This is a genomic window from Streptomyces sp. NPDC059906, from assembly GCF_042730645.1.
In the GTDB taxonomy this organism is placed as follows: Bacteria; Actinomycetota; Actinomycetes; order Streptomycetales; family Streptomycetaceae; genus Streptomyces; species Streptomyces rubrogriseus.
Genome location: NZ_JBHWKU010000005.1, coordinates 56,229 through 69,690, shown reverse-complemented (window position 1 = coordinate 69,690; position 13,462 = coordinate 56,229). Strand labels below are relative to the sequence as shown.

Annotated in this window: 11 protein-coding genes; 4 read left to right on the top strand and 7 right to left on the bottom strand. The window is 69.2% G+C overall.

What is annotated here, in order from left to right; all coding sequences use genetic code 11:
* Positions 1-118 precede the first annotated feature (118 nt).
* Positions 119-2,236, top strand: coding sequence for a SpoIIE family protein phosphatase (locus tag ACFV9J_RS10035; protein WP_385352361.1), 2,118 nt, complete (start codon positions 119-121; stop codon positions 2,234-2,236).
* On the opposite strand, the gene ACFV9J_RS10030 is transcribed toward ACFV9J_RS10035, so the two are convergent.
* Both ACFV9J_RS10030 and ACFV9J_RS10025 read right to left on the bottom strand, forming a co-directional pair.
* Complete coding sequence (locus tag ACFV9J_RS10030; protein ID WP_385352359.1) at positions 2,215-3,252, bottom strand: AI-2E family transporter; 1,038 nt, start codon at positions 3,250-3,252, stop codon at positions 2,215-2,217. The two genes, ACFV9J_RS10035 and ACFV9J_RS10030, sit on opposite strands and share 22 nt — an antisense overlap.
* 65 nt (positions 3,253-3,317) lie before the next feature.
* On the bottom strand, positions 3,318-4,097 hold the full coding sequence (locus ACFV9J_RS10025) for a pirin family protein (protein ID WP_385352357.1): 780 nt from the start codon (positions 4,095-4,097) through the stop codon (positions 3,318-3,320).
* Between the two features lie 21 nt (positions 4,098-4,118).
* Here ACFV9J_RS10025 and ACFV9J_RS10020 point away from each other — a divergent pair, with 21 nt between their 5' ends.
* Positions 4,119-5,897 carry a recombinase family protein gene (locus ACFV9J_RS10020; RefSeq protein ID WP_385352355.1) on the top strand — a complete coding sequence of 593 codons (1,779 nt, stop codon included), beginning with the start codon at positions 4,119-4,121 and terminating at the stop codon, positions 5,895-5,897.
* 308 nt (positions 5,898-6,205) lie between these two features.
* Here the strand turns inward: ACFV9J_RS10020 and ACFV9J_RS10015 are convergent, their stop codons facing one another.
* The 4 genes from ACFV9J_RS10015 to ACFV9J_RS10000 form a co-directional block, all read right to left on the bottom strand.
* Complete coding sequence (locus ACFV9J_RS10015; RefSeq protein WP_385352353.1) at positions 6,206-6,784, bottom strand: HAD domain-containing protein; 579 nt, start codon at positions 6,782-6,784, stop codon at positions 6,206-6,208.
* A 29-nt stretch (positions 6,785-6,813) separates the two neighbouring features.
* Positions 6,814-7,506, bottom strand: coding sequence for a class I SAM-dependent methyltransferase (locus ACFV9J_RS10010; protein ID WP_385352351.1), 693 nt, complete (start codon positions 7,504-7,506; stop codon positions 6,814-6,816).
* Position 7,507: 1 nt separating this feature from the next.
* Positions 7,508-8,419 carry a phosphotransferase family protein gene (locus ACFV9J_RS10005; protein ID WP_385352349.1) on the bottom strand — a complete coding sequence of 304 codons (912 nt, stop codon included), beginning with the start codon at positions 8,417-8,419 and terminating at the stop codon, positions 7,508-7,510.
* Between the two features lie 77 nt (positions 8,420-8,496).
* The gene (locus ACFV9J_RS10000) at positions 8,497-9,246 is read right to left on the bottom strand and encodes a hypothetical protein (RefSeq protein WP_385352347.1); all 750 of its coding nucleotides are present in this window, start codon (positions 9,244-9,246) and stop codon (positions 8,497-8,499) included.
* A 223-nt stretch (positions 9,247-9,469) separates the two neighbouring features.
* Between ACFV9J_RS10000 and ACFV9J_RS09995 the strand changes: the two genes are divergently transcribed.
* Together ACFV9J_RS09995 and ACFV9J_RS09990 are read left to right on the top strand one after the other, a co-directional pair.
* On the top strand, positions 9,470-10,825 hold the full coding sequence (locus tag ACFV9J_RS09995; protein WP_385352345.1) for a tetratricopeptide repeat protein: 1,356 nt from the start codon (positions 9,470-9,472) through the stop codon (positions 10,823-10,825).
* A gap of 36 nt (positions 10,826-10,861) precedes the next feature.
* Entirely contained in the window at positions 10,862-11,362 is a 501-nt protein-coding gene (locus ACFV9J_RS09990; RefSeq protein ID WP_385352343.1) for an NUDIX domain-containing protein, read from the top strand.
* A gap of 246 nt (positions 11,363-11,608) precedes the next feature.
* On the opposite strand, the gene ACFV9J_RS09985 is transcribed toward ACFV9J_RS09990, so the two are convergent.
* A complete protein-coding gene (locus ACFV9J_RS09985; protein WP_385352341.1) occupies positions 11,609-13,153 on the bottom strand; it encodes a hypothetical protein in 1,545 nt (514 codons plus the stop codon).
* Positions 13,154-13,462 lie beyond the last annotated feature (309 nt).

The window sequence follows — 13,462 nt, the reverse complement described above, 5'->3', positions numbered from 1 at the left end:
TTCACGTGAAACAACCCCAGCGTACCGGGCAGCCACGGCTGCCTTCCTCCCGATTGACGCTCCGCGGGGCCGCCACGAGCGGTGGCAGCGGTCGACGACCTCTTCTTAAAGTGGGGCAATGCGCACTGGTGAGCCCCTGCCCGAGGTGGGGGACGTCCTTGCCGCCCTCGCGACCGGACTGTGGCACTGGGACACCGCTACGGGTGAGGTCACGGTGGACGGAGAGGCCGCCCGCCTGCTCGGCCTGCCCGCCGGACCGGCGACCCTCACCGAGGCGCAGGTACGGGCCCGGCTGCATCCGGTGGACTGGAACGAGATCACCGGGGTGGTCCAGCTCGCCGTCGCCGAGGGCACCCTCGCCGAGGTCCGGATCCGGATCATGGACGAGCACGGCCAGATCGTCCGGGTCGTACGCAGCCGCTCCAAGCCCTCCTTCGACCGCGAGCGCAAGGCGTACGTGCTGACCGGCACCCTCCAGGAGGTCGCCGAGCCGAGGCCGGGCACCCCCGGCGGGTTCAGCGCGGTCACCGGGGAGTGGCGCCGCTCGCGGGAGGCCTTCCTGCTGGACGCGGGCCGGGCCCTGGCCGAGGCGCGGTCCACCGAGGAGGTGCTGCGGGTCGCGGCGGGGCTGTCGATGCCGGGGTTCTCCCCGGACGGGCTCGCGGTGTTCGGGGTCTCGGGGGACCGCCTCACCGTGATCGGGCACCACGGGCAGCCGGACGACGAGGCCAACCCGTTCGTGGACATGTCCCTGGAGACCGACTACCCGGCCGCCGAGGTGGTCCGCACCGGCCGCGCGGTCTACCTCTCCTCCCCGCAGCAGTACCGGTCCCGCTATCCCATGACGTGGTCGCTCGCCGAACGCTTCGGCCGCCGCTCCTGGGCCTATCTGCCGCTGACCGTGGCGGGGCGCACGATGGGCGCCTGGATGGCCGCCTTCACCTACCCGGTCGCGTTCACGCCGGACGAGCGCTCGGTGCTGACCACAGTGGCGCGGATGCTCGCCCAGGCCCTGTCCCGGGCCGGCGCCGCGGAGAACCAGCGGGAGCTGGCCGAGGGGCTGCAACGCTCGATGCTGCCCATGCTCGGCCCGGAGATCCCCGGCATGGACGTCGCCGCCCGCTACGTCCCCACCGGCGGCGGCCTCCAGGTCGGCGGCGACTGGTACGACATGATCCCGCTGCCCGGGGGCCGCTTCGCCCTGGTGATCGGCGACGTCCAGGGCCACGACGTGCGGGCCGCCGGGCTGATGGGGCAGCTGCGCATCGCCCTGCGCGCCTACGCCTCCGAGGGGCACCGTCCCGACGCGGTGCTCGCCCGTGCCTCCCACTTCTTCCACGGTCTCGCCGCGGCCGAGGACGACCCCGGCGACCTGCGCTTCGCGACCTGCTACTACGCCGAGGTCGACCCCGCCACCGGCACCGTGGAGAGCGCCCGCGCGGGGCACCTGGACCCGGTGGTGCGGATGGCGGACGGGACGGCGCTGATCCTCGCCACGGCGGGCGGGCTGCCGCTGGGCATCGACCCGGACACCGACTACCCGACGACACGGCTCGCCCTGGAACCCGGGGACACCCTGATGCTGTGCACGGACGGCCTGGTCGAGACCGGCGGCCACGATCTGCAGAGCGGCTGGCACCGCCTGCGGGTGATCCTGGAGGAGCACACCGGCGGTCTGGAGGAGCTGGCCGACGCGCTGGTCCAGGCCGTGCACGGCCCCTCCTCGCACCACACCGTCGGCCCGCTGTCCGACCGCCGGGAGGACGACATCGCGCTGGTGCTGCTGTGCCGGCAGGGCGAGGGCTGCGGCTGCGGCGAATCCACCGCCACCCGGGCACCGGTGCGGCGCACGATGCTGACGGTCGCCCAGGCCGAGCCCGCCCGGATCGCCACCGCCCGGCAGCATCTGCGCGACCTGCTGCACGACTGGCCGGGCGAGGAGCAGCGCGACGCGGCGGTACTCCTGCTCTCCGAGATGCTGACGAACGTCCTGGTCCACACCGACACCGACGCCCTGCTCGTCGCCGAGGTGGCGGGGGAGCCGGGCGAGCGGCGGATCCGGGTGGAGGTCACCGACAACGGCGACGACCTGCCGCACAAGCGCAGGCCGGGCGAGATGGCGTCCTCCGGACGCGGGCTGATGCTGGTCGAGCTGCTCGCGGACGCGTGGGGCGTCGCCCCGCGCGGCGAGGGCAAGAGCATCTGGTACGAGCTCTACGAGTCCGAGGCCCCGTAACGCCCCTGCAACTCGTGCACGATCCCGAACGCGGCGGCGGTCAGGGGCACGGCGAGCAGCATCCCGAGAATGCCCGCCACCGACGCCCCCGCGGTGAGCGCCAGCAGCACGACGGCCGGGTGCATCTGGACGGTACGGCTCTGGATCATCGGCTGGAGCACGTGTCCCTCCAGCACCTGCACGGCCAGCACCACGCCGAGGGCCCACAGGGCGATGACGAACCCCCGGTCGGCGAGCGCCACCAGCACGGCGACGGCCCCGGAGATGAACGCGCCGAGATAGGGGATGTAGGCGCCGACGAAGACCAGCGCCCCGAGCCCGACCGCGCCGGGGACGCGCAGGACGAGCAGGCCGACGGTGATGCAGAACGCGTCGATGAGGGCGATCAGGGTCGTCCCCCGCATGAAGCCCTCGACGGCCCCGAAGGCCCGCCGGGCCATGGCCTCGACCGTGTCGGCGGCGCCGGGCGGGGCGAGGGCGCGCACCGTGGTGACGGCGCGGTCGGAGTCGCGCAGGAAGAAGAAGACGAGCAGCAGGGCGAGCACGGCCATGGCGATCATCTCGCCGACGACGCTGATCCCGGTCACCACGCCGGAGGCGGCCGTGCCGCCGAACTTGCCCAGCAGTTCGCGGGCGTTGGAGGCCACGTCGTCCAGCGAGGTGCCCGCCGCACCGAAGTGGTCGGCGATGCCCTTCGCCGCGTCCCGCACGGAGGCGACGATCTGGTCGCCGGTCTCGACCAGCGCGGAGACCACGATGTACACCGCCCCGCCGACCACGGCCAGTACGGCCGCGCAGGTCAGCCCGGCGGCCAGCGACCGCTGCACATGGGCCTTCACCAGCCGGGCGTGCAGCGGCCGGAGCAGGGCGGTGCCGAGCAGCGCGAGCAGCGCCGGGGTCACCGCGGTGCGGAACTCGACGCAGAGCCGGACGGCGACGTAGACGACACCGCTGGCGAGCAGGATGACGGCGCACCAGGCGGCGAACCGGCGCACCGGACCGGGGAGCAGCTGCACGCCCCCACCCGATCACGCACCGGGCGGGCTGTCCTGCGCGGACGGCCCGCCCGGGTGAGGCGCGGTCAGGCCCCGGGGCCCTCGCCCGACATGCCGTGCACCGCCGGGACGGTCCCCAGACGCCCCTTCTGGAAGTCCTCGAAGGCCTGCATCAGCTCGTCCTTGGTGTTCATCACGAACGGGCCGTAGTGGGCCATCGGCTCCCGGATCGGCCGCCCGCCGAGCAGCACGACCTCCAGGTCCGGGGTGTGCGCGTCCTGCTTCTCGTCCGCGCGGACGGTCAGCGAGCCCCCGGCGCCGAAGACGGCGGTCTGCCCGAGGTGGACCGGACGCCGCTCCGCGCCCACGGACCCGCGTCCGGCCATGACGTAGGCGAGGCCGTTGAAGTCCTCCCGCCAGGGCAGGGTGACCTCGGCGCCCGGCGCCAGCGTGGCGTGGACCATCGTGATCGGCGTGTGCGTGATGCCGGGGCCGTCGTGCCCGTCCAGCTCACCGGCGATGACGCGCAGCAGCGCGCCGCCGTCGGGGGAGGTGAGCAGCTGGACGCTGCCGCTGCGGATGTCCTGGTAGCGGGGGGCCATCATCTTGTCCTTGGCCGGCAGGTTCACCCACAGCTGGAGCCCGTGGAACAGCCCGCCGGACATCACCAGCTGCTCCGGCGGCGCCTCGATGTGCAGCAGGCCGGAGCCCGCCGTCATCCACTGGGTGTCGCCGTTGGTGATGGTGCCGCCGCCACCGTTGGAGTCCTGGTGGTCGAAGATGCCGTCGACGATGTAGGTGACGGTCTCGAAGCCGCGGTGCGGGTGCCAGGGCGTGCCCTTGGGTGAAACCAGTTGGGGGTTCAAAAAATCAGCTAGAGTCCCCACATGATCAGACCAGGGGTGGTGACCGGCATGGACATCCATGCCGGTGTCTATGGGCGTCAGTCCGTGGGACGCGCCAATAAGTCCGAGGTCAGCACGGTCACGCAGCGCGCTGCGGGTGTGGCCGAGGCCCAGCGGCGCGGGGCCGTCAGCATCACTGAGTACGAGGACCTCGGCATATCCGCGTTCACGGGCGACGGCCGCCCCGACTTCGACCGGCTGCTGAAGGACTGCCACGACGGCCGGATCAACCTGATCATCGTCTACTACATCAGCCGCCTGTCCCGGATGGATCCGCTGGATGCCATCCCCATCGTCACGGAACTGCTCAACCTCGGCGTGACGATCGTCAGCCTCACCGAGGGCGAGTTCCGCAAGGGCAACCTGATGGACCTGATCCATCTGATCCTGCGGCTGGACGCGGCCCACAGCGAGAGCAAGAACAAGAGCGACGCGGTGCGGGGCGCGAAGAAGACGGCTCGCGAACTCGGTGGCTATGTGGGCGGCAAGCCGCCGTACGGCTTTCGCATGGTCCCCGCGACGCGAACGACAGCCGACGGCAGGCCCGTCGTGATCCATGTCCTGGAGCACGATCCCGACGAGGTCCCGGTGATTCAGGACATGTGGGCGCGGATCAAGGAGCACAAGGACATGCCGTACCGGCCCGGTGGGGGCCGCCGACACCCGGGCTCCCTCACGGGCATCTGTGCGCAGATGACCGCCGACGACGTGCCGACGAAGGGGCAGCGGGTCGGCAAGAAGACGAAGGACAGCGTCTGGGACCCGAAGACGGCCATGCGCATCCTCCGCGACCCGCGCATCGCGGGCTACGCGGCGACCCCGGTGTACAAGCGCCGGGAGGACGGCAAACTGACCAGCACCATCGAGAGCTACCGCATCGAGCGTGACCCCGAGACCATGAAGCCGGTCCAGGCGTACCCGCTGATCATCCCGCCGGACGACTGGCACGAACTGCAGAAGTGGCTCGACGGGCGGGGCCAGGGCAAGGGCCTGTCGCGTGGACATGCCGTCCTCTCCGCCATGGACGTCCTGTTCTGCGACTGCGGGGCGGTGATGACGTCGCACCGTGCCACCACTCCCAACAAGGCCGCGTACCGCTGCCGCCGCCGGAAAGCGCTGCCGGGCCAGCACGAGGGCGAGTGCACGATCAGCATGCAGACCCTGGACCTGTACGTCGCCCGGCGGATCTTCGCCCTCATCCAGACGGCCGAGGACGACCCCGAGACGGCGGTCATCCTCGCCGCGACTGCTCGACGGTACGCAGCACAGACGGAACAGCCAGAGATCGTGGGCGAACGCCGAAGCCTCGTCACCGAACGGGCCGATGCCAAGCACGCGTTGGAAGAGCTGTACGACAGGGAAGAGGCCGGCGACTACGACGACCCCGTCGGACGACGCCGGTTCCGGGAGCGCAGGGAACGGCTCCTCGGCCGTATGGAGCGGGCGGAGGCCCGTCTCACCGAGTTGGAAGAGGCGGCGACGCCGACGCTCCCGATCCACCTGTGGCTGCCCTTGGGTGCGGGGGACGTCGATCCGGTGGGCGAGGGGTCGTGGTGGGAGGCCGCTACGGCCCAGGAGCGCCGGAACTTCGTCAAGTTGTTCGTGCGCAGGGTCACAGTCACCAAGGCGACCGGCGCGGGAAGGTCGACGCCCGTCGAGAAGCGGGCGACGGTCGAGTTCGTACGACCGGAACGGGCCGAGGGCGATGACGCAGAGACTGGCGAATCGAGGCAGCAGAAGGTGCTAGCAGAAGCGGTCTGACCTGCTGCTGAACCGAGACGAGCGAGGGAGAGGAGTACACCCACATCGCCGGTTAGAGAAACCGGTGATTCTCCGGAGCATTGACGGTGTCCTCGGGGCTCCGGGCAGCCGCTTCGCTGCTCTGGCGCCCCTGCGTCTCCCAACCGTCAGGAGCCGTCTCTTGCACAACCCCGCGCCCAGCCCGGCCACCGCTTCGCCGACCGACGGTGAATGGCCTGGCCATCGCCGACAGCATCGCACCGCAACCCGGTCAGATGCCCTCGCCATGCAACGCGGCGGGGCACCGACTGTTCTGCCACGGCTTCGCGTCAGGCTGCTTCGGTTCCGCTCGGAGCAGCGGATGCACCAGTCCGACCGGCGAGCAGCCGCCCGGCCCACGCTCGGACTTCGGCCAGGTGTTCACCCCGCAGCCCGGCACGGGGATAAGGCTGAACCAGCAGGGTCGCCGCGCCACGAGCGGTGCGCTCTGCGGCCCAGGAGTGGTCGAGGCCAGTGAAGTCGTCGTCGATCCACACAGCGGGGGCGTCAGCCAGCCAGGCGTCGACGTGGTCGCGCTTCCACAGGTAGCCATTGGGGTGACTGGTTGTGATCTTGGGGTGCGGGAGATCGACGTGCGGCAGGGGTGGGAGACCGAGGAGCGGTCCGATCAGAGTGGAGGCGTCCTGGCGCCAGCTGGTGCACCAGACTGGCGTGACCATGCCGGTACGGACCACTTCCATGAGCATGGGGCCGTGGGAGGGGTTGAGCCAGATGGTGACCGGGTCGTCGGCGCTGCGGCCGGCGGGCACGACGTCGTGGCGGGCGTGGGTGGCTGGGGTCGAGCCGTCCGCGTCGGGGAAGGGAATGAGGACGCCGTCGATGTCGAGGAGCAGGTAGGGCGGGCGCATCGGATTCTCCCAGGGGAACTGGTTGGGGGTCAGAGCTTGCGCGCGGTGATCAGCAGGGTGGTGGGCCAGCGACCGTGCCGGGCGTCGTGGAATTCCTGGGCCGAGCTGAGCCAGAGGCCCGCGCGATCGAGATGTCTCTCCCAGCGATCGGCGTCGAAGTCCCAGCGAGGGATGATCAGTTGGGTGCGGTCGGGGAGGGTGACGTAGTCGCGGCGGGGCCGGTCGTCGGTGGCCGGGCGGAGGCCGCCGCGTTGGGGGTGGGGAACGGAGAAGGCGAGAGTGCGGCCGGGCTTGAGGCGCTGGCCGATGGCCGGGAGCAGGAGTTCGGGGACGACGAGGCCGACGGCTCCGAAGACGGAGTAGACCGCGTCGAACTGCTCGTCGGAGGCTTGCAGGTAGTGCAGGGCGTGGCCCGCCACGAAGGTGAGGTTGTTCAGTCGGCCGTAGTGCGAGCGGGCTCGACGGACCTGCAGGCCGACGAGGTCGACGCCGGTGACCTGGGCGCCGTAACGGGTGGCGAGGTGGGCGGCGTTGTGGCCGGGGCCGCAGCCGAGTTCCAGCAGCTGCTTGCGACGCAGATCCGGGCCGAGGATTTCGGCGCTGGGCCCGCTGCCGGGCCGCGTGGTCCATTCCATCCGCGCCGGTACGGACAGTGGTTCGGCGGGGCTGGCCGTTGTGCGCTGAAGAGCGTGGACGTACCACGGGGACGCCTGGGCGAGCACGTCAGACCTCCAGGAGGTGGAGGACGTCGGTGAGGTGACGGCGTACGGCCTTGATGTAGGCGGGGTCGGTGGCGGGATCGTTGATCCAGCGGATGGACTGCTCCATGAACCACTCGACGGCCCACATGCGGTGCCAGCCCAGCGCCCAGTTCTCGGCGGTGAGCCCGCCACGCCGGTCGAGGGCGTCGGGGGTACCGCCGGCGGTGACGTATTGCTCCAGGAAGACCCGCAGGCGTACGGGGTCGGGGGCGTCGAGGGTGCCGTGCCAGCTGGCGAGGTCGAGCAGGCCGGGGCCGGTGAAGGCGCGGGCGAAGTCCAGCAGTCGCCAGCCGTGCCTGCTGATGTGGAGGCTGGTGGGGTGGAACTCGGAGTGCACCCAGCCGAATGGAGCCACTGTGGCACCGGCCGAGCGGGTCTCGGCGGCCTGGGCGGTTCGATCGAGCGTGTCCTCGACGTCGTCCGCCTCCTGCCACCGGTCGGCCTTGCGGAGCCGGGCGAGGTGCTCCAGGGCCCGGTTCGGAAGCGTGCGGAGGCGGTTCTGGTCGAGGACGGGCAGGGCGGGGGCCGTGCAGGTGCCGTGCAGCACTACGGCCGCGGCGGTGCCGTCGAGGTCGTCGGCGTCGCGGACGGCGGGGTCGAGGTCCTCCATGAGCATGCCGAGCCAGCCGTCCAGGGCCGCGGAGGCGTGGACCTGCGGGACGGGAACGCCGAGCGTGCGCGCCAGACGGAGAGTTTGATCCTCGCTGTCGAACGGCCGCTTCGCGTACTTGAAGATCGCGGTGGTGGCGTCGGGGAAGGTCAGGCGCTCGACACCGGACATTGACCACACGCGTACCTCCTCGCGCACGGCGGTGGTACGGCTGGCCATGGTGAGCAGGTTGTCGAGGAGTTCGGCGCTGGGGTTCGTGGTCACGTGGGGGCTCCAAGGAGGTTGAGGGCGTCCAGGGCGGGCGAGAGGTGCCGGCCCGCCCCGGAGCCTGGTGTGCGGTGTTACGCGGCTGGGCTCACGCGGTGGGCGTAGACCTGCTCGATCCATCCGGCCTTGAAGGCCGCGAGGTCGTCGCGGAAGGCGGCCATCGAGGCACCGTAGGGCGCCACGACGCCGCCGGTCTGGTCCGGCACGGACTGGCAGCCATGTACGAGCCTGCCGCCGAGTGCGGCGTGAGCCTTGATGGACTCGATCCGGCGGTGCTCGTTGAACCAGCCACCGTGGTAGACCTCGTCGAGCATCCCGCCCATCTCGTCGTCCAGGTCGAAGACGACGGAGGTTGCGGCTGGGAAGAACCAGCACGGGCCGACGTTGGAGATGTGCCCGTCCAGCTCGACCTTGTTCAGCGCCATCAGCGTGGCCGCCTCGCGCAGCATCCGCAGGTGCTCGGCCGTGATCTGCGGCAGGCCGAGGCCGATGAGGTGCTCGTCGCGGAACAGGTACGCGTACACCGCGTAGGCGGTGGAGAGTACGGGGGCGGCGTCCGAGGTGGACTCGGCGTGGGCCTTGATGAAGTCCAGCGCGAGCTGCTCGACCGCGCTCTCGGTGGTCTCCCCCACGTCCAGGAGCTGGGACTTGACCAGCTCCCAGTCGGCGACGAGCCAGGTGTTGGACTCGAAGCGGAAGAAGTACTCGGCCGGGTCGATGGTGATGCGTCGGCCGTCGACCTGGATGCCGGGCAAGCGGCTCCAGCGCTCGTCGAACGCCTCGGGCAGCTCGACCGTGATGGCCGTGGTGTTGATGGTGGTCACCGTGTCTCCGTCTCTGATCGGCTGGGTTCGAGCACAGGAATGCCCGAACCCGGTGTAGGCGTACGGAACTTCGGGGCCGTCCGGCCGAAGGGGGAGCCTGGTCGCGGTGTCGGACCGGGGCCGGGCGGCTGATGATTAGTGAACCCTCCGTCACGCACAGTGGGTACCGTGAGAGGCAGTTGAAGCGGTATACGCGGTTTACAGCTCCGGACGGGAGGCGATCGTGGCAGCGCGAAGAGACCCCAACTCCCGCCTGCGTGACGCCCTCGACGCGATTGGCTGCACCTACGAGGCTCTGGCCAAGGACGTCCGACGCATCGCCGCAGAGAACGGCGAGACTCTCCAGACCAACAAGTCGGCCGTCTCCCACTGGGCGAACGGCACGCGCCAGCCCACCGGACGGACCGGGCAGTACCTCGCCGAAGCCCTGTCACGCAGGGCAGGCCGCGTTATTACCCAGACCGAGATCGGCCTGCGCGTACCAGAAGCCGAGGAGGCGGTCGAGCGGGATCCCGTCCTGGCAGCCACCGGCCTGGGCCGCGCCGACGTCGAGCGCCGTCGCTTCCTCGCGGTAGCGGCCTTCACCACAGCTGGCGTCGCCATGCCGCTCGCCCACGACCACGAGGCCACCGCACGCATGCTCCGCGCCCGCACCGGCACATCCGTGGTCGGTGACGAGGACGTGGACGTCGTACGCCAGGTCACCGCAGCCTTCAGCGCGGCCGACGAACGGCTCGGCGGTGGCCACGGCCTGACCACGGTCACCGCCTACCTCGCCGACACCGCCGCCCCCATGCTCCGAGGCCGCTACCCGAACGAAGTCTTACGACAGGCGGCCTTCGGCGCCGTGGCCGAACTCGCCTACCTGGCAGGCTGGAAGCACCACGACCTCGGCCAGGAAGGCGCCGCCCAGCGCTACTACCAGGTCGGCTACCAACTTGCCTGCGAAGCCGATCCCCACGGACACGCCGCCTGGATGATGCGCGCCCTCGCCCACCAGGCCCTCAGCCTCAAGCAGCCCCACCACTGCGTCGACCTCGTCGAAGGAGCCCTCACCCGCGGCCTCCGTCACGTCGACGGCCAGACCGAAGCTCTCCTCCGCATCACCCACGCCCGCGCCTACGCCGCCACAGGCGAGAGACCCGCAGCGGCCCGCGCCCTGCTCGCCGCCGAAGACGCCCTACTGCGCGACGACGGCCCCCAGCCCAGCTACTCCCGCGTCAGCGGCCCCGCCGCCGGCACCCTTGCCAGTCACACCGCCCGCACGCTCACCGACCTCGCCGACCACATCGGCACCGAACAGCAGCACCGCGACGCCCTGGTCCGGTGGGACCCCGAGAAGTACAAGCGCGTCCACGCCCTCACCTACGCCGACCTCGGCGACAGCCTCGCCGCCCAGGCCCGCGCCGACGAGGCCGTAGCAGCCTGGTCCCAGGCCCTGACCCTCATGGAAAGCATGACCTCCGACCGCACCCGCAAAGCGATCACCTCGCTCCGCTCCACACTCACCATCTACCAGCGCCGCAGAGTGCCCGGAGCCGCCGAACTCGCCCGCCGCGCACGCGAAGCGCTGGCCTAAGCTGCCCACCAACCGGCCGACGAAGGGACACCAGCCGTGGCTCAGCGGACAAGCAACGAGCAGCCCAAAGCCCTAAAGCCCGCCCTCGAATCCATGACCCTCCTGGTCGCCGCCGTCATCGTCCACGACCAGGCCACCAACCGCGTCGTCCTCCTCCAGCGCAGCCAGAACGCCAAGTTCGCCCAGGGCATGTGGGACCTCCCCGTTGGCAAGAGCGAACCCGGCGAGCCGATCACGGAAACGGCCGTGCGGGAGCTGTACGAGGAGACGGGCCTGACCGTGAAGCCAGAGTCCCTGCAGGTCGCCCACATCATCCATGGCGCCTGGGGTGTCGAAGCACCCAACGGTTTCCTCACCGTCGTCTTCGCCGCTCACGAATGGACCGGCGAACCCGAGAATCGTGAACCACGCAAGCATGCTCAGGTCTGCTGGACCGACGCTGGCGCAATCCCCAAGAATTTCGTGGACACCACTTCAAGCGCCCTCCACCGATACCTCGCGGGAGGCCCGGAGGTCTCCCTCGACGGCTGGCAGTAGAAGCGCGAACGATGGGGCCCGGCCGGTTGCCAGGGCGAGTCCTTCGCCACTCGCACTCGGCAACCTAGAAAAGCCACATGCTGACTGAACCAGCCACCAGGAGCGCCAGCCCCACGCCCGCGAACTCGACCTCTGCCGCAAGGACTTCGACCTTATCGCTGCGGGCACCAAAACGATCGAGATGCGAAAAGGGAGCCCTGGGCATCCTTGCCACCGAAATCACATTGCATACCGCAAGAGCCTCGATCAGAGGCCATACAACTTCAATCCAACATGGTCCACAATCCATCGATGCACTTCGCCGTCAATGGCAAAGTAGATCCTTCCAACCCGGTCCGGGGTGGTGTGATCGTCCAGCTTGACATGAGGCTGCCGGTCCCATGGTTTCTTGCGCTCAAACTTGAATTCATGCAATTTCGCCCTACGTAGAGGCTCATCCGACGGTGCATAAACCAAGGGAGTCCGATCGCCGATCCACGAGACAAGCGAGGTTCCCACGCTGCCTTTCTGTTTCCTCCATTCCTTAGCGAGATCAGCTAGCGTATCCAGCGCCTCCCTCATCCGTTCCGGATACGGATATGAGCACCTTTGCCACTGATCTTTCGCATTGGGCGTGAAAATGAGGGCCCCGTCAGATTCCTCAGTCCAGCGATCCCAGTCAGAGGAGAAGTCGCCAGGGTTTGCAACCGGCTGTCCGCGCACGTCGGTCGGCTCAGCAACAGTCGGCAGCGTCGCCGTCTCAAGCTGAGCGGTGAGGTTGGCCACTTCGATCCCCAGACGGGCAACCTGGTTTTCCAGCTGTTCGTTCTGCTCGAGCAGCTGCACAAGCTGGTCACGTTCGTCCTCTAGCTTTTCCTTCAGCCGAGCAATCTGTTCACCCTCTGTGCCCGCAAGGTCGTCCAAGAGTGCATTTGTCTCGGCGGAGCGGATGGCATCCCAGAGACGATCCCTCCCACGAGCCACGACACTGAGGGGAGCAAGAAGCCGAGTAAGTCTGCCCAGGAGGACATCGTGATCGCCGTAGAGATCGGCTGATCCCCACCATGGACTTCTTGCATCCGTGGTGGGCCAATAAAGCCGCGCCCCATCTCGTGGAAGCAGATTTCGTTCAAGTCCGGCATTGAAGGAATCGAATGCCAGCCAGCCAGAAATGACCACGACGTGGGCAAGACCCGCGAGGCGACGGGCGGCCTGGCGAGCAAACGCGGTCGGCGGCCCCATCGTCCGAACCGAGGAAACAACGAGAATGGGCAGGCGACGTTCAGGAGCGCAAAGACGCTCACGGATCAAAGGGAGCTGGGCCGTCAGCACCGGCATCACGTTGGTGGTGATGCTGTCACGACCATCTGTACACTTAAGATCAGGGTCTCGCATGATCGCGTTAAGCGCGCGAGGCGGCCTAAGGTCCTCCACTGTGGCGGGGGCAAGTAGGCCGTCATTCTGTCGGCCCATAACGACCCGAAAACCTGTCCTGCCGTCGTATTCGGAGGCGGTGAGCTGGCACAGGAATCGGCCACCTTTGGGGAGATCCTGCTCGATTTCTATCCGTAGTGCGCGGACGTTATCGGCCACAGTGACGGGCAACCAACGCACGTGTTGCTCAGGACGTCCCTGTCCGTATCCCGGGACAACTATTTCACCCTTGCCAGCCATTAGAGCCGCAGCAGATAGACCACTCGTGGCCGGAGAGACGTGCTGCTCCATATGCGCCAACAGCCGTTCGAAGGCCAGCGGCAATCTGCCTACATCCGTCGGCGCCACCTCAAGACCGACGACGTACAACTGCTGCATGGGGCCCCCTCATCCACTCATGCCTTGGTGGACGAGCTCACCCCCTCGCCCCCAAACTCAGGCCAGAAGAATAGCCCCGCAGGGCAGCCGCCGGGGCGGGGTAGCTGTGCAAGAACCACCTGCCCCAACGCAAGCCACAGGCCCGAGACTCCCTGGCCCGGACAGCGTCACCGCGCCCCGCGCACAGTCCGCAAGACACCCGCTCAGGACCGTCGCACCCATCGCCAGCAATCGACCAAAGGCCATATCAGCGCCCCGCAGGAAAGATCCGCCCAGGTGGCAAGGCGGCAGCCAGCGCGGACGAGCCCT